The sequence below is a fragment of the Dactylosporangium sp. CA-092794 genome (assembly GCF_050948465.1).
GTDB lineage: Bacteria > Actinomycetota > Actinomycetes > Mycobacteriales > Micromonosporaceae > Dactylosporangium.
This window is the reverse complement of sequence record NZ_CP192044.1, coordinates 7791370-7808144: the sequence shown is the minus strand read 5'-3', so window position 1 is coordinate 7808144 and position 16775 is coordinate 7791370. Positions and strand designations below refer to the sequence as shown.

The 16775-nt window shown below is 72.0% G+C and carries 11 protein-coding genes, 1 pseudogene and 1 riboswitch; of the genes and pseudogenes, 4 read left to right on the top strand and 8 right to left on the bottom strand.

Translation table 11 applies throughout. The features are described from left to right. Positions 1–127: 127 nt before the first annotated feature. A pseudogene (locus tag ACQPXD_RS33285) lies at positions 128–781 on the bottom strand (nucleotidyltransferase domain-containing protein); the annotation flags it as partial. 33 nt (positions 782–814) lie between these two features. After that, positions 815–914, top strand: a riboswitch (glycine riboswitch). 83 nt (positions 915–997) lie between these two features. On the opposite strand from ACQPXD_RS33285, the gene gcvP reads away from it, so the two are divergent. Continuing rightward, positions 998–3823 (top strand): aminomethyl-transferring glycine dehydrogenase, encoded by a 2826-nt coding sequence (gene gcvP, locus ACQPXD_RS33280; RefSeq protein WP_432825298.1) that lies wholly within the window; start codon positions 998–1000, stop codon positions 3821–3823. Positions 3824–3849: 26 nt separating this feature from the next. Here the strand turns inward: gcvP and ACQPXD_RS33275 are convergent, their stop codons facing one another. Continuing rightward, a complete protein-coding gene (locus tag ACQPXD_RS33275) occupies positions 3850–4059 on the bottom strand; it encodes a DUF5999 family protein (protein ID WP_432825297.1) in 210 nt (69 codons plus the stop codon). A 132-nt stretch (positions 4060–4191) separates the two neighbouring features. Here ACQPXD_RS33275 and ACQPXD_RS33270 point away from each other — a divergent pair, with 132 nt between their 5' ends. Then, positions 4192–5427 carry a chorismate-binding protein gene (locus ACQPXD_RS33270; protein ID WP_432825296.1) on the top strand — a complete coding sequence of 412 codons (1236 nt, stop codon included), beginning with the start codon at positions 4192–4194 and terminating at the stop codon, positions 5425–5427. On the opposite strand, the gene ACQPXD_RS33265 is transcribed toward ACQPXD_RS33270, so the two are convergent. The 3 genes from ACQPXD_RS33265 to ACQPXD_RS33255 form a co-directional block, all read right to left on the bottom strand. After that, on the bottom strand, positions 5408–6661 hold the full coding sequence (locus tag ACQPXD_RS33265) for a 4-hydroxybenzoate 3-monooxygenase (protein ID WP_432825295.1): 1254 nt from the start codon (positions 6659–6661) through the stop codon (positions 5408–5410). The two genes, ACQPXD_RS33270 and ACQPXD_RS33265, sit on opposite strands and share 20 nt — an antisense overlap. A 30-nt stretch (positions 6662–6691) precedes the next feature. Further along, on the bottom strand, positions 6692–7465 hold the full coding sequence (locus ACQPXD_RS33260; RefSeq protein WP_432825294.1) for a helix-turn-helix domain-containing protein: 774 nt from the start codon (positions 7463–7465) through the stop codon (positions 6692–6694). A 309-nt stretch (positions 7466–7774) separates the two neighbouring features. Beyond that, complete coding sequence (locus ACQPXD_RS33255) at positions 7775–8440, bottom strand: hypothetical protein (protein WP_432825293.1); 666 nt, start codon at positions 8438–8440, stop codon at positions 7775–7777. A gap of 119 nt (positions 8441–8559) precedes the next feature. Here ACQPXD_RS33255 and ACQPXD_RS33250 point away from each other — a divergent pair, with 119 nt between their 5' ends. Beyond that, entirely contained in the window at positions 8560–9813 is a 1254-nt protein-coding gene (locus ACQPXD_RS33250) for an MFS transporter (RefSeq protein WP_432825292.1), read from the top strand. Here ACQPXD_RS33250 and ACQPXD_RS33245 read toward each other — a convergent pair. Then, on the bottom strand, positions 9799–11838 hold the full coding sequence (locus ACQPXD_RS33245; protein WP_432825291.1) for a prolyl oligopeptidase family serine peptidase: 2040 nt from the start codon (positions 11836–11838) through the stop codon (positions 9799–9801). The genes ACQPXD_RS33250 and ACQPXD_RS33245 overlap by 15 nt on opposite strands. 162 nt (positions 11839–12000) lie before the next feature. After that, positions 12001–13434, bottom strand: a complete 1434-nt coding sequence (locus ACQPXD_RS33240) for an MFS transporter (protein WP_432825290.1) — start codon at positions 13432–13434, stop codon at positions 12001–12003. A 120-nt stretch (positions 13435–13554) separates the two neighbouring features. On the opposite strand from ACQPXD_RS33240, the gene ACQPXD_RS33235 reads away from it, so the two are divergent. Next, the gene (locus ACQPXD_RS33235) at positions 13555–14130 is read left to right on the top strand and encodes a TetR/AcrR family transcriptional regulator (protein WP_432825289.1); all 576 of its coding nucleotides are present in this window, start codon (positions 13555–13557) and stop codon (positions 14128–14130) included. Positions 14131–14433: 303 nt separating this feature from the next. On the opposite strand, the gene ACQPXD_RS33230 is transcribed toward ACQPXD_RS33235, so the two are convergent. Then, complete coding sequence (locus tag ACQPXD_RS33230; protein WP_432825288.1) at positions 14434–16689, bottom strand: putative bifunctional diguanylate cyclase/phosphodiesterase; 2256 nt, start codon at positions 16687–16689, stop codon at positions 14434–14436. Positions 16690–16775: the final 86 nt, after the last annotated feature.

Here is a 16775-nt window from a genome sequence, read left to right as displayed (position 1 = left end):
CCGCGTGCGGCGGCGCGTTCGTGGTCGCGGCCGGGTCCGGCTCGGAAGTGCCTGCCTGGGCTGGCGTGCCCGCGGCCGGGACGGGAGAGGGCTGAGTGACCGGCGGGGCAGGGGGCGGGGCGGGAGAGCGGAGGGCGAACAGGAAGTCGTCCACGGCGCCGCGGTCCGGCTCGTCCGGGAGGGTGGTCGTGGCGGCGGCGCGGGCCAGGTCCGACTCCAGGTCGGCGGCCAGGGCGACGAAATCCTCCCAGCTCAGCTCGCCGCGGCGGATGGCCAGCAGTTCGTCGCGGGCGGCCGAGACGTCGACCAGGACCTCGCCTGTGCGCAGGACGTGGGCGCCGGCGCGCAGGAGGCGGGCCATGTGCATCGCCTGCTTCCAGCGGACCTCGCCGGTGCGGGCCTTGACCGAGGTGAGCTTGGCCAGTTGGTCGCGGGCGTAGTCGCCGTAGGTGCGGGCGGCGCGGCGGGACAGGAACGCGGGGCGCAGGTCGAGCAGGGCGCGGCCGGCGTCGGTGATGTGCTCGACCAGCGGCGAGGACAAGCATTCCCAGACGGTCGGGTTGGCCGCCAAGGCCAGGGTGCAGGCGCGCTCGGCCTCCCACGAGAACTGCTCCGGCAGCGGGCCCTCCACGTGGGTGGGTGGCTTGTCCAGGCGCCAGAACAGCTCCGCCGGGGCCGCGTAGACGCCTCGGCGGTCGGTGTCGGAATCCGGACCGGCCAGGCCGTAGGCGCGGGAGCCCACGATCGCCGAGTAGATCGTGTGCGACGACACGATGGTCAAGTCCTGCACACGAGGTAGGGTAGGCGGGCCGACAACACCCGCGCGCGAGAGACCGGTTGCCCCCTGGGATGACCGGCGCCGAAGGGGCAAATCCTCCCCGGAACCTCTCAGGCAAAAGGACCGCGACGGGTTGGCGCCTCTGGAGTCTGCGACAGAGGGGGAGGGAGCGCATCGCACCGCCCCTGTCCTCCCAGACGCGAACCAGAGAGTGTGGCTATGACGAGTTTCGCCGCCCGGCATATCGGCCCCTCCGCCGACGAGCAGGCCCGCATGCTCAAGACCGTGGGCTACGAGTCGGTCGAGGAGCTGATGAGCGCCGCGATCCCGGGCTCGATCCGCTGGCACGAGCCGCTGGACCTGCCGCTCGCGGCGTCCGAGGCCGAGGTGCTGGCCGAGCTGCGGGCGCTGGCGTCGGCCAACCGGCCGCTGGTGTCGATGATCGGGCTCGGCTACTCCGGCACGCACACGCCGCCGGTGATCCGGCGCAACGTCATCGAGGACCCGTCCTGGTATACGGCCTACACGCCGTACCAGCCGGAAATCAGTCAGGGGCGGCTCGAGGCGCTGCTGAACTTCCAGACCGTCGTGGCCGACCTGACCGGTCTGCCGGTCGCCGGGGCGTCGCTGCTCGACGAGGCGACCGCGGCGGCCGAGGCGATGACGCTGGCGCGGCGTTCGTCGAAGGTCAAGTCCGACGTGTACGTCGTTGACGCCGACGCGCTGCCGCAGACCCTCGCGGTGATCCGGACCCGGGCGCTGCCGCTCGGCATCGAGGTGCGCGTGGTCGACGTGGCCGTGGAGGAGCTGCCGGAGGAGTTCTTCGGGCTGCACCTGCAGTATCCGGGGGCGTCCGGCGCGGTGCGCGACCACGAGGCGCTCGTCGCGCGGGCCCACGAGCGCGGGGCGATCGTGACCGTCGCGGCCGACCTACTGGCGCTGTGCGTGCTCCGCGAGCCGGGTGCGATCGGCGCCGACGTCGCCGTGGGCAGCGCGCAGCGCTTCGGGGTGCCGATGGGCTTCGGCGGGCCGCACGCCGGCTACATCTCGGTCCGGGCGGGGCTGGAGCGCACGCTGCCGGGCCGGCTCGTCGGCGTGTCGCGCGACGCCGGGGGCGCGCCCGCCTACCGGCTCGCCCTGCAGACCCGCGAGCAGCACATCCGCCGGGAGAAGGCGACCAGCAACATCTGCACCGCCCAGGTCCTGCTCGCCGTGGTCGCGAGCATGTATGCGGTGTACCACGGGCCGGAGGGGCTGCGCGCGATCGCCGCCCGCACCCACGACATGGCCGTCCGGCTCGCTGCGGGGCTGCGCTCCGGCGGGGTCACCGCCGAGCACCGGGCGTTCTTCGACACCGTCACCGCGGTGGTACCGGGCCAGGCCGGACAGATCGTCGAGGCGGCCGCCGCGCGCGGGATCAACCTGCGCCGGGTCGACGCCGACCGGGTCGGCATCGCCTGCGACGAGACGACCACGTTCGGCCACGTGCGCGACGTGCTCGCCGCGTTCGGGCTCTCGCACGTCGACGTCACCGAGCTCGACACCACCGACGTCATGCCGGCCGAGCTGCGCCGCGCCTCGGCGTACCTGACCCATCCGGTCTTCTCGAGCCACCGTTCGGAAACCGCGATGCTGCGGTATCTTCGCAAGCTCTCCGACAAGGACTACGCGCTCGACCGCGGCATGATCCCGCTCGGTTCGTGCACGATGAAGCTCAACGCGACGGCGGAGATGGAGCCGATCACCTGGCCCGAGTTCGCCAACATGCACCCGTTCGCGCCCGCGTCGCAGACCCAGGGGTACCGCCGCCTGATCGGCGACCTGGAGCGCTGGCTGGCCGAGGTGACCGGCTACGACGCGGTGAGCCTGCAGCCCAACGCCGGATCGCAGGGCGAGCTGGCCGGGTTGCTCGCGATCCGGGCGTACCACCTCGATCACGGCAACGCGCAGCGGGACATGTGCCTCATCCCGTCCAGCGCCCACGGCACCAACGCGGCCAGTGCCGTCATGGCCGGCCTGCGGGTCGCGGTGGTGGCCTGCGACGAGCTCGGCAACGTCGACCTGGGTGACCTCGAGCGGAAGATCGAGCAGCATCGCGACCGGCTCGCCGCGATCATGGTGACCTACCCGTCGACCCATGGGGTGTACGAGACCGCCATCGCCGACCTGTGCGCCAAGGTGCACGAGGCGGGCGGGCAGGTCTACGTCGACGGCGCCAACCTCAACGCGCTGCTCGGCTACGCCAAGCCCGGCAAGTTCGGCGCCGACGTGTCGCACCTCAACCTGCACAAGACCTTCTGCATCCCGCACGGCGGGGGCGGGCCCGGCGTCGGGCCGGTGGCGGTGCGCGCGCACCTGGCGAAGTACCTGCCGTCGCATCCGTTCCTGACCACCGACGCCGCGGTCGGCCCGGTGTCGGCGGCACCGTGGGGCTCCGCCGGGATCCTGCCGATTCCTTGGGCGTACCTGCGGCTGATGGGCCCGGACGGGCTGACCAAGGCGACCGCGATCGCGGTGCTGGCGGCGAACTACGTGGCGGCCCGGCTGCGGGAGCACTACCCGGTGCTCTACACCGGCGCCGACGACCTGGTGGCCCACGAGTGCATCCTCGACCTGCGGGGGATGACCAAGGCGACCGGCGTGACGGTGGCCGACGTGGCCAAGCGGCTCATCGACTACGGCTTCCACGCCCCGACGATGTCGTTCCCGGTCACCGGCACCCTCATGGTCGAGCCGACGGAGAGCGAGGACCTGGGCGAACTGGACCGCTTCTGCGACGCGATGATCGCGATCAAGGGGGAGATCGACCGGGTCGCGGCGGGCGAGTGGCCCGCCGGCGACAACCCGCTCGTCAACGCGCCGCACACGGCGGCGGTCGTGACGGCCGACGAGTGGGAGCACGCCTACCCGCGGTCGGTGGCGGCCTTCCCGAGCGCGTCGGCCCGCGAGGCGAAGTACTGGCCGCCGGTCCGCCGGATCGACGACAGTTACGGCGACCGTAACCTGGTCTGCTCGTGCCCACCGGCCTCTGCTTACGAAGAGTGACGGCGGGTTAACTACACAGCGTTACGCTACGCCGCACCGACGAGCGTGTGTGGCGCCGGCCCCCGGTGCGGTTCGATCACGCTGCAGTCCGGGAGCAGTTCGCCGGTGTCCTCGAAGACGATCACACCGTTGCATAGGAGGCTCCAGCCCTGCTCAGGGTGGCTGTGGGTGATCCGGGCGGCCTCACGGTCGACGTCGGCGGCGGTTGGACAGGCTGGCTGGTGCTGGCAGAGCATCGGGGGTCTCCGATTGAGAGATTCAGTTGAGGTCTGTGTGGTTGTTCACTTGACCAGTGATGCACGCTACTACGGCCAACGACACTATTCCGAACATGTGACGACACATTTTGGGGATAATCCACCCTTCGTATGAGCACACTAGGACCGGTCGTCGGGTACTGGCCCGAGACTGTGGATCTTCACCCGCCCGGGCTACCCGCCGCTTGTCGCGGGAGCGTCTGGGAACGCTCCCGCATCGAGTGGCGGGTTGGTGACGGTGGTGACCCTCTGTTCTTGCTGAGTGCCTTCGCGGCATCACACGGAGTACCGGTGAGTGACCTCGGGGCAACACGGAGGGTGACAGACTCCTCCGTCTGTGGGATCGCGGTGCTACTGTCGCCACCCTCCGTGACGTCATCCCCGGCCCCGTCCGTGCCCGATCTCGTCGCCATCGCCTATGCCCACGACGAAACTGCCCACCCGTCCGGGGGTTCTCGGCCATCCGGAGCTGTCGGAACTGTCGGGAATCGGACACCTGGCGCCGGCCCTGCTTCGGGCCCCGCCGGAGACTGGACGCCGAGCTGGACTCCCGGGGAGCACGCCGCCGCGGTCGAGGAGGTGCGTGCCGCCATCGCCCGCGGCGACGTCTACGTGGTGAACCTCGTCGGCCACGCCGCCGCCCCGTTCGCCGGCGACCCCGCCCCCGCCCTGGCTCGCGTCGCCGCGCTGCCCGGCGCCCGCTACGGCGGCGTGCTGCGCGGCGAGCGCTGGTGGGTCGCCTCGGCCTCCCCGGAGACCCTGGTGGCCGTGGCCGGCGGCCGCGCCGTCACCCGCCCGATCAAGGGCACCCGCCCCGCCACCCCGGCCGGCCGCGCCGACCTGCTCGCCTCGGCGAAGGAGCGCGCCGAGCACGTCATGATCGTCGACCTGGAGCGCAACGACCTGGGCCGGGTGGCCCAGGTCGGCTCGGTGCGCGTCGAGGAACTGTTCGCGATCCGCCGCTGGTCCGGCCTGTGGCAGGCCGAGTCGACGGTCAGCGCCCGGCTCGCCCCGGGCGTCGGGCTGGCCGAGCTGCTCGGCGCGGTCTGGCCCGGCGGCTCGGTGACCGGTGCCCCGAAGCTCGCCGCGATCGACGTGGCCACCCGGCTCGAACCGGTCGGCCGCGGCCCGAGCATGGGCGCCTGCGGCTGGCTCGGCCACGGCCCGGACGGCCACGTCGAGGTCGACCTGGGCCTGACCATCCGGACGGTCGCCGTCGCCGACGGCCGCGCCCACCTGTGGGCCGGCGGCGGCATCGTCTGGGACAGCGACCCGGACGCCGAGGTCGCCGAGGCGGCCGCGAAGACCGCCCCGATCAAGGCCGTGCTTAGTTCACGCCGGCGGTGAGCTCGCCGAACAGGCGGTTCGCCGCCGGGGAGGTCCACTGCCGCTGCAGTTCCGCCCGGGCGATCTGCTTGCGGAACTCTCCCGCGTAGGAGGCATCGCCGGCATTGTGCATGACCTCGGTGATCCAGGCGGCGAACGCCTGATAGTTCCAGATGTGGCGCAGACAGGTCTCGGAGTAGCTGTCGAGCAGGCTCGCATCGTCCTTCTGGATCCGCTGGATGACGGCCCGGGCGAACACCTCGGCGTCGTACAGGGCCAGGTGGATGCCTTTCGCGCTCATCGGGGGGACGATGTGTGCCGCATCGCCGAGCAGGTACAGCCGGCCGTAGCTCATCGGGCTGTACACCACGCTCCGCAGCGGCACGAGTTGCTTGTCGATGATCCGGCCGGTCGCCACCGGCGTGCCGAACCGAGCGTCCAGTTCGCGCCAGATGCGCTCGTCCGGCCACTGCGCGACGGTGTCGTCGAGCGGGATCTGCAGGTAGAGGCGACTGGCGGTCGCGCCGCGGGGGATCACGCCGGCGAGCCCGCGAGAGTGGATCGCCATGCCGGAGGGATTCGCCGGTACCTCGGCCAGGACGCTCAGCCAGGCATAGCCGTACTCGTGGGCGTACCGCGTCAGGGCGCCGGCGGGGATGGTCGCCCGGCTGACGCCCCGGTCGCCGTCGCACCCGGCGACGAAGTCGCAACCGATGACCGTCGTCGAACCGGCGGCGTCGCGATAGCGCACCACGGGACGCTCGCCGTCGACGCCTTCCAGGGAAACGTCGACGGCCTCGAAGCGCAGGTCTCCGCCGCCGCGCAGGAACACGTCCGTGAGGTTGCGGACGAGGACCTGCTGGGGGCAGAAGCGACTGTCGCTGTTGTCGTCGTCCTCGAACTCGACCGGGAGCTCTGCTCCGTCGATGAAGAAGCCGCCTTCCGCCTGCGGGATGGGGTCACCCTCCACCACCGCTTCGAGCCCCCACTCGCGAAACATGCGCACACCGCGGCTGTCGATGGTCCCGGCCCGTTGCCGCTGCTCGACGTACTCCCGGCTGTGCTTTTCCAGCATGATGCAGCCGATGCCGTTGCGCTGCAGGAAATTGCCGAGGGTGAGGCCGGCGACCCCGGCCCCCACGATAACGACGGCGGTATTCATGGACTTCCGTGCCTCCCTGAAGCAAGCGGCCAGTGCGTGGACGAGCACCACTGTGGCCTCGGCAGCGGATACCGCCAACCGGTGAACGGCCACCGAATGCCGAAAAGCCGCCAACTTCCCGGGCTACCTCGAGTCTGCTTGGTACCGACCCGGCGTCTGCCCGACGACCTCGGTGAACGCGTCGATGAAGCTGGAGGGGTTCGACCACCCGCACTCCGTCGCGGTTTCGGTGACGGACCGCCCGTCGGCGAGATGGACCAGGGCGTGGTGGATGCGCAGGATCGTGCGCCAGCGGTGGAAGCTCATGCCGAGCTCGCTGTGGAACAGGCGGCTGAGGGTGCGCTCGCTCGCCCCCGCGGCTCGTCCCAGCTCGGCCAGGGTCGCGGCCCGGCCGGGATCGGCGTGCAGGAGATCGGTGACGGCACGCAGCCGGTCGTCGCGGGGCTCGGGCAGGTGCAGGGACTGCTCGGGGGTCTCGGCGAGTTCGTCGATCACCACCGCGCGGAGCCGTTCGTAGGCGCCGGGCCGGGTCTCCGGCCGATCGGTCAGGGCCAGGAGGGCCTCGCGCAGCAAGGGGCTCACCGCGAACACGCTGGGGTGCGCCACGAGCGCGTCGCAGAGGTCGGCGGGGACGGCGACGAGGCGGGCGTCGGTCCTGCCGTAGAAGCGGTGGGAGTGGCCGAACCCCGGCGGCGTCCACGTCACCCGGTTGGCCGGGGCGACCCAGGTCCCGCGTTCGGTCGTGGTGGCCAGGGCGCCGGCGGCCGCGTACACCAGCTGCCCGTGGGCGTGCGAGTGGGTGTGGAGGTGGAAGCCGTGCGGGATCCAGCCCCCGCCATGAGACGTCGCCACCCAGAGCGTCGCGGGCGGCAGGGAAGCTTGGCGGGTTTCCGGCATCGGCCGTCAGCTTACCGGTGGTACGGCACCGGCGGCGGGCCAAGGATCGCCATGTGAGTGGCCTCGGATCGATGGCGATGGCGGCCAGATCGCTGACCGCGCCCCGCCCGGCGCGTCGGGACGCGCAGGCCGGGCACCATTTGGCCGCCATGCCCGCCGGCGGCCGGCGTCGGCGGTGTGCCGGCGTGCCGGTGCAGGTCCGTGGCGCCCGGCACCATGGTCGCTCCGCGCCGGGCACCGCGGTCGCTCCGCGCCGGGCACCGCCCCGCCGGCGGCCGATGTTGCGCATTGTGGCAACGCAGTAACGAGTCAGTGGTGGTCGCGGCGCAGGAGGATTTCGAAGGAGCGGGTTTCCGGGTGCGGGTCCTCGTGGAACTTCGCGAAGAGGGTGCAGGTCAACGGGGCGTCGGCGACGGCGACGCGGTGGGCGGTCAGGTACGGGGAGTCCCAGTGCACGCGGGGCACATTCTGGCTCGCGCCGAAGCAGGCGTCCAGGTCGGCGCGGGTCAGGGCGGGCTCGGTGAAGCGGATCTCGACCGAGGCCAGGCCGGCGCGGTCGTTCATGGACAGCTGCAGCCAGGCCGTGCCGGGCGGGCTCGGGTGCACGAAGAGGCGGCCGAACTCGTCCTGGGTCGGGGCGGGCAGGCCCAGCAACGCGGCGACCTCGGCGGCGTGCTCGGTGGTCACGCCGCAGATGCGGCGGGCCCAGGTCCACAGCAGGGTGGTGGTCACCGGGCGGGCGATCAGGTCGAGCAGGTGGTTCGGGATGGGCGGGCGGCGCCACGTCGACGGCCAGTCGTCGAGGTCGGCGAGCTCCGCGCCGTCGACGATGAGGGTGTAGAGCGGCTCGGCCGGGAAGTCGTTGACCCGCACGGTGAGCGTCCGGCCGTCGATCTCGGCGTGGTACGGGAACTCGCCGTCGCCGGAGTGCTCCCAGGCGATGGGCCGGTCGGTCAGGGCGGTCAGGTCGGTCATGACTGTCCTCAAAACGGCAAAGCAGACCCCGACAGCGTAGGCGGTGTCTGCAAACCCACAGTTGAGGGCGTCACATAATCGTCGTGATCGGGTCGCGGACCGATAGCGTCGAGGTTGCTATGCGCCGCTACCTCATGTGGAGCGTCGGGCTCCTCGCGTACATTGTCGCCGTCTTCCACCGTTCCTCCCTCGGCGTGGCCGGGGTTTCCGCCGCCGAGCGCCTGGGTGTGGGCACCGCGCTGCTGTCGATCCTGTCCGTGGCGCAGCTGGCGGTGTACGCCGGCATGCAGATCCCGGTCGGCGTGCTGCTCGACCGGTTCGGTTCGCGCCGGCTGCTGGCCGCCGGCGGGGTGCTGATGCTCGCCGGGCAGCTGGTCTTCGCCTTCGCCGGGGACATCGGCACCGCGATCGCCGCGCGCGTGCTCATCGGTGTGGGTGACGCGATGACGTTCATCAGTGTGCTGCGCATCGTCGCGCTGTGGTTCCCGCCCCGGCGCAATCCGCTCATGGTCCAGCTGACCGGAATGGTGGGCCAGCTGGGTGCGCTTTCCTCGGCGGTACCACTCGTGCTCCTGCTGCGCCACGCCGGCTGGACGGTGACGTTCGTCGCCGCGGCGGGGCTGGGCGCGGTCGCGGTGCTGATGGTGGTGGCGGTGCTGCGCGATCCGCCGAAGGCGGACGGCGTGCCCGCGCCGAGCCTGCGGCGGGAGCTCGGCCTGCGCACGTCGTGGGCGCACCCGGGCACCCGGCTGGGGCTGTGGACGCACTTCGTGACCGGGTTCTCCGGCGGCGTGTTCGCGCTGCTGTGGGGCTACCCGTTCCTGACACAGGGGGAGGGGCTCGCGCCCGACACGGCGGCGCTGCTGCTGTCCCTGCTGACCGTCGGCGGCCTGGTCCTCGGGCCGGTGGTCGGGCACTTCTGCGGGCGGCTGCCGTACCACCGCTCCAACCTCGTCCTGAGCATCGTCGGCGCCTCGGCGCTGGCCTGGACCGTGGTGCTGCTGTGGCCGGGCCGGGCGCCGCTGTGGCTGCTGATCGGGCTCGTGCTGGTGCTCACCATCAACGGGCCCGGCTCGATGATCGGGTTCGACTACGCGCGCTCCTACAACCCCGCCAACCGCATCGGCGGGGCGACGGGGATCGTCAACGTCGGCAGCTTCGTGGCCTCGATCCTGCTCACGGTCACCGTCGGGGTGCTGCTGGACCTGCAGACCGCGCCGGGCGCCGAGCATCCGTCGCTCGGCGCCTTCCGGTGGGCGTTCGCGGTGCAGTATGTGCTGTGGGGCGTCGGCGCGGTCCAGGTGTACCGCTACCGCCGCACCACCCGCCGGCACGTCGCCGCCGAGGAGCGCGTGGCCCTAGCGGTCGCCTGACAGGGTCCGCCACAGGAACTCGAAGGCCAGCGCCCACTTGTAGGCCAGCTGGGCGTTGTCGGCCGCGCCGCCGTGGCCGCCCTCGATGTTCTCGTAGTAGGTGACGTCCTTGCCGTGCTCGCGCAGCCGGGCCACCATCTTGCGGGCGTGGCCGGGGTGGACCCGGTCGTCGCGGGTCGAGGTGGTGATGAGGGTGGGCGGGTAGGGCACGCCGTCGCGCACGTTCTGGTAGGGCGAGAACAGCGACAGGTAGGCCCAGTCGTCCGGGTTGTCGGGGTCGCCGTATTCGGCCATCCACGACGCCCCGGCCAGCAGCAGGTGGTAGCGGCGCATGTCCAGCAGCGGCACCGCGCACACGATGGCGCCGAACAGGTCGGGGTAGCGGGTCAGCATCACGCCCATGAGCAGCCCGCCGTTGGAGCCGCCCTCGATGCCCAGCTGGTCGCGGGTGGTGATGCCCCGCTCGACCAGGTCGGCGGCGACCGCGGCGAAGTCCTCGTAGGCCCGCGGCCGCTTCTCCCGCAGCGCCGAGCGGTGCCAGGCCGGGCCGTACTCGCCCCCGCCGCGGATGTTGGCGACGACATACGTGCCGCCGCGGGCCAGCCAGCCGAGGCCGATGATGGGGTTGTACGCCGGGACGCGCGACACTTCGAAGCCGCCGTACCCGGACAGCAGGGTGGGGCCGGGGCCGGCGTCCGGCCGGCTAACGACGAAGTAGGGCACCTGCGTGCCGTCCGCCGACGTGGCGAAGAACTGCCGGGTGGTGATCCCGTCGGCGGCGAAGTACGCCGGGCCCTGCTTGAGGGTCTGCGGCGCGCCGCCGCCGAGCACGCCGTGGCGCAGCGTCGGCGGCAGGGTGAAGCCGCTGGACTGCAGCAGGTACTGCTCGTCGGCGTCGGCGTTGGTGTCCCACACGTCGGTCTGGCCAAGCTCGCTGCCCAGCACCGTGCGGTGCCACTCGCCGCCGTCGTACCGCAGCAGCTCGAGCCGGCTCCGCACGTCGGCGAGCAGCACCAGGATCAGGCCGGTGCGGGTCCAGTCGGTGTACGACAGCGACGTGTGCGGGTCGGGGCTGAACAGCACCGTCAGGTCCCGGCCGCCGGCCAGGTACTCCTCCAGCCGGGCGATGAGCAGGGTGCCGGCCGGATGGGTGGTACCCCCGACGTGCCAGTCGGTGCGAATACGGATGAGCAGCCACTCGCGGTGCACGTCCACCCCGGCGTCGTCGGGCACGTCGATCCGGGTGAGCTCGCCGCCGGCGTAGACGTGCCGCTCGGCGTGGAAGAAGTCCAGCGAGCGGCGGACGATCGCCCGCTCGCCCTCGGCGCTGGGGTCGGTCGAGGCGCGCACCGACACGTCGCTCTCGGTACCGGTGAAAATCACCGGTGCGTCGGCCAGCGCCGTGCCGCGCCGCCAGACCCGCACCTGCCGCGGATAGCCCGACGAGGTCATCGTGCCGGGGCCGAGGTCGGTACCGACGAAGATGCGGTCCTCGTCGATCCAGCTCACGTCGCTCTTCGCCTCGGGCAGGGTGAACCCGTCGGCGAGGAACGAGCGCGTGTCGACGTCGAACTCGCGCACCACGGACGCGTCGGCGCCGCCCCGCGACAGCGCGATCAGGCAGCGGCGCTCGCCGGCGAGCGGGCCGGTGCGCAGGAACGTCACCCCCTGCCACACCCAGTTCTCGCCCTCGGCGGTGGCGAGCGCGTCGAGGTCGAGCACGGTCTGCCAGGCCGGCTCCGGGCTGCGGTAGTCCTCGAGGGTGGTGCGCCGCCACAGCCCGCGCGGGTGCTCGGCGTCCTTCCACAGGTTGTAGACGCGCTCGCCGTGCCAGGCGATCATCGGGATGCGGTCGTCGGCGTCGAGGACGGCGCGCAGCCCGTCGCACAGCTCGGTGAAGCGATCATTGCCGGTCAGGGCGGCGGCGGTCTCCGCGTTGCGCTCGCGGACCCAGGCCAGTGCCCGCTCGCCTTCGACGTCTTCCAGCCAGAGGTACGCGTCTTCCCGGGTGATCGTTTCCGTCATCCCGTCAGTCTGACCGAAGGGCGGCGGGTTCGCCCACCGCGACGGGCGCTTCATACTGCCTTCTCTGTGAATGTTGTTCGGATTGCGGGCGGTGCAATCTTCACGGCCGCTACGACCGGCACGCTGTCGAGACACCGTGGCAGAAGCGCTACGTGGCCCGCCTCACTGCGTAGGGGTGCGCGTCGTCTCGTCATCGCTGCGGGCGGGCCGGGTGATCACGAAGAGGGCGATGCACAGCGCGATGCCGACGAGCACCGTGGACGCCTGGTACGCCCGGGCGGCCTGCTCGGCCTGGCCGTCCGCTTGCGCCGCGATCGCGACCAGCACGGCGAGGCCGACCGAGGCGCCGACCCGCTGCATCGCCTGGAGCAGCCCGGATGCGGCGCCGGTGTGTTTCGGCGGCGTGTTGGCCAGGATGATGCTGTTGAGCGGCATGAAGGTGAGCCCGATGCCGGCGCCGATGAGCACCAGCGGCCCGAGCACCCCGCCGGCGAAGCCGCTGCCGGCGTCCAGAAATGAGAGCCATGCTATGCCGGCGGTGATCAGCGCGGTACCGACGACGGTGACGGGCTTCGCCCCGGTCCGGGCCAGCAGGGCCGCGGCGATGCGGGCGGTGGCGAACAGCGGCACCGTCATGGTGAGGAAGGCGAACCCGGTCTCCAGGGCGGAGAACCGCAGCGTCTCCTGTAGGAACAGGGTCAGGAAGTAGAACACGCCGATCATGGCCCCGCTGATCACGAGCATGTTCACGTACGCGGCCGTCCGGTTGCGCTGCGACAGCAGGCTGAACGGCACGATCGGGGCCGCGGCGCGCCGCTCCACGGCAACGAAGGCGAGCAGCAGCAGCGCGGCGGCGGCGAAGGCGGTGATGCTCCACCGGTCGCCCCAGCCTTCTCCGGCTCCGCGCACGCAGCCGTAGGCCAGCGCGGTCAGCGCGACACCTGAGGTCAGTGCGCCCGCGACGTCGAAGCGCCCGGGGTGCCGCTCGGACTCGCGCACGTGCCGCGGCGTGAGCAGCAGCACCGCGAGGCCGACCGGGACGTTGACGAACATCACCCAGCGCCAGGACGCCCACTCGGTCAGCATGCCGCCGGCGATGATGCCGAGCGATCCGCCGCCGCCGGCCGCCGCGGAGAACGCGCCCAGCGCCCGGTGCCGCTCGGGGCCCTCGGCGAAGTTGTTGGCGATCAGCGCCAGGGTGCTGGGCCCGGCCAGCGCCGCCCCGACGCCCTGCACGGCCCGCGCGGCGATCAGCCACCCGGGCGTCGTGGCGAGGCCGGCGACCAGGGAACTCGCGGTGAACAGCGCGACACCGACGACGAAGATCCGGCGCCGGCCGAACACGTCACCGGCCCGGCCACCCAGCAGGAGCAGGCCGCCGACGGCGAGGACGTAGGCGTTGACGACCCAGGACAGGCCGGTGACAGTGAAGCCGAGGCTGTGCTGGATCGCCGGCAGGGCGACGTTCACGATCGTGCCGTCGACGATCACCATCAGCTGGAAGCCGACGATGACGAATAGTGCGATGGCGCCCCCGCCGGCTTTGACCTCGCTTCGTCCGGTCGATGTCTCTGGTACCGCTATCCGCTCGGCCATGTTCGCCCTCCGTACTCGACAATGACGTACGTACCAGCAACTGGGGAGCTTCCCCACTTACGTACGGTACAGTATTGGGGAGACTCCCCAGTTGTCGAGTACGCAAGTTCGAGGAGCGAGATGGGCGCAGCCACGACGACCGGCGGGCCGCGGCGCTCCGACGCCCGCCGCAACCGCGAGCGGCTCGTCGAAGCCGCCCACCGCGTCTTCAGCGCACAGGGGATCGACGTCCCACTCGACGCGATCGCCCGGGACTCAGGTGTGGGCAACGCCACCATGTACCGCAACTTCCCGACCCGCGACGCGCTGCTGGAGGCGGTGCTGCACGAGCGCCTGGAGGGGCTCACCGCCACCGCCGAGCGGCTCATGACCGCCACACCGACCGACACCGCACTGCTGGACTGGCTGCGGGAGTTCCTGACGTACGTTCAGATGTACCGCGGACTGCCCGACCCGGTGATGGCCACGATGCGCGACAGCGACTCGCCGCTCTACGCCTCCTGCAAACAGATGCGGGACGCGGCCGCACAACTGCTCGTCCGCGCCCAGACCGCCGGCACCGTCGCCGCGGACATCGAGGCGTCAGACCTGTTCGCCCACGCGACCGGCATCGCCTGGGCGGCCCAGCGAGCCCCGAGCCCGGGCCGCGCCGACCGCCTGCTCGCCATCCTGGCCAACGGCATCCGCCCGCTCTGACCCACCCCGCCCATCGACCCACCGATATACGCTGGCCAATGCCATGTCCGCCTTGAGGCGCGCTAGGCGTTGAAGAGCGTCTGGCGACCCTGCCGGAATAGCTGGCGACCTTCCGCCGCCAGATCTCCTGGGTGGCGTTTGCGGTCGCGTGGGCTGGTCGTCTCGGCGTGCCGCAGCCGGGGCGGGTCTGCGGCCAGGGCCTGCAGGGAGTCCGTGGCCGGCAGGGGCGGCTTGGTCGCCTGCGCCTGGGCCAGCGCGGCACGGCAACGCGTTGGCCCCGCAACGGATGGAAAGGGTGAGTGATCACCAATGAGGGACGGGCACGGCCCACGCCGCCGCGAAGATGTCCGGCGGCACCGCCCGGCCCCACAGCCAGCCCTGGGCCAGCGGCACCCCGAGCGCGGCGAGGACATCGCGCTGGGCGGTGGTCTCCACGCCCTCGGCCACGACGCTCAGGCCGAGCGCGCTGCTCATGGCGACGACGGCCCGCACGATCTCCTCGTCCTCGACGCAGCCGCCGAGTCCGCCGACGAACGACTGGTCGATCTTCACGCCGGTGACCGGATGGCGGCGGAGGTACCCCAGGGCGGAGAAGCCGGTGCCGAAGTCGTCGACGGAGATGCGCACGCCCATGTCCCGCAGCCGCCGCAGGAGCCGCTCGGTGAGCTCGCCGCCCTCGACCATCACCGACTCGGTGATCTCCAGCACCAGGTTCCCGGCCGGCACCCCGGCCTGGGCGAGGGTCACGGCGAGCCGGTCGGCGAACCCGGCGTCGCCGAGCTGGCGCGGCGAGACGTTCACCGACATCCAGAAGTCCTCGTCGACCACCCCGGCGGCGCGCCAGCGGGCCAGCTGGCGCACCGACTCGCGCAGCACCCAGGCGCCGAGCGCGGAGATGAGGTTGGCGTCCTCGGCGACGGCGATGAACATGTTCGGCCCGATCCACCCGCGCACCGGATGCTGCCAGCGCACGAGCGCCTCCGCGCCCGCCGGCCGGTCGGTGGTCAGGTCCACGATCGGCTGGTACTCGATCGAGAGCTGCTCCTGCGCGACCGCCGCGCGCAGCGCCACCTCGATCTCGACCCGCTCGCGCACGGCGTCGCGCATCGAGGCGTCGAAGACGGTCCAGCGGTTGCGGCCCTCTTCCTTGGCGCGGTACATCGCTGTGTCCGCGTCGCGCATGAGCGCCTCGGCGGTGTCGTGCCGCTCGGCCCGCACGATGCCCATCGACGCGCCGACGACGACCTCCGCGGTGGCGCCCTCGGCCCCGTCGAGCAGCAGCGGCCGCTCGACGCACTCCATGATCCGCCGCGCGGCCGCCATCGCCTCCGGCTCGGTGCACCGCTGCACGATCACGAACTCGTCGCCGCCGACCCGCGCGACCGTGGCCTGCGCGGGCAGCGCGTGGCGCAGCCGGCCGCCGACCTCGGTGATGAGCCGGTCCCCGACCGGGTGCCCCCAGGAGTCGTTGACCAGCTTGAACCCGTCGAGGTCGAGGTAGAACATCCACACGTCGCCGGGCCCGGACTCGCTGAGGCGCCGCTCGACCATGAGCGCGAGCATGCGCCGGTTGGGCAGGCCGGTCAGCGGGTCGTGGGTCGCCTGGTGCTCGAAGCGCCGCTGTGCCGCGGCGTGGCTCTGCACCGCGTCGGAGGCGCGCACGAGCAGCAGGGCGACGATGGCGGCGCCGCCCACCCCGAGGATCCAGCGTGCCAGCGGCGACTGATGATTGAGCAGTACCTCGAGCAGAAACGGCACGGCGACGGCCGGCCCGATGACCGCCATCCGGGCCGGCGACCAGGCCTGGATCGGCAGCGGGGTGGCCCGGCCGAGCGCCCGCGCGCTGGGGTGCAGCGGCGCCGCCCCGCCGAGCGTGAAGGCGAGCAGGAACGGCAGCGTCATCAGCCGCGGCCCGTTGACGTCACCGCCCCGGCCGATGACGGCGTAGCCGAGGTCGCCCGCGAAGATCAGCACCATCATCCCGCCGAGCAGCACGAACGCGGGCTGGCGCACGGCGGTGGTGAACGCCAGGTTCACCCCGAGCAGCACGACCACGACGTCGAGCAGCGGGTACAGCCCGGCCAGCACACTGACCAGCAGCGGCCGCCCGGCGATCGCGGTGGCCGGCAGCACGAACAGCAGCGTCGAGGCGATCGCCGCGCCGATGCAGACGATGAGCCCGTCCAGCAGCGCGCGCCGGTCCATGCCCCACCGGTTGAGGAACGTGAGCATCGCGGCGATGAAGAACCCGAACCCGCATACCGAGAACGCGTCGCCGAGCTGCGCCAGCGGATACGGCCGGTCCGCCAGCAGCCCGCGCACGACCACGCCGGTCAGGAAGAAGAACCCGGCGGCGGACAGCAGCCACCACGGCCGGCGCGGCCGGATGTCGTGCAGCCGGGGCCCCAGCGCCCAGCACAGCACCGACAGCCCGCCCATCAGCGGGAAGACGACGGCCTCGGACAGCAGGCCCAGCGTGAACAGCACGGTCGCGGCGGTCCCGACGCCGAGCAGCACCATCCAGAGCCAGTCGCGCACGGGACGGGCGAGCGTCTGCATGCTCACCCCCAAGCGCACTCGAATCCATGGGCTCATCGGCGGTACGACTGCGGATCTTAAGGCATATCCTTTGTTGCGTGATCCGA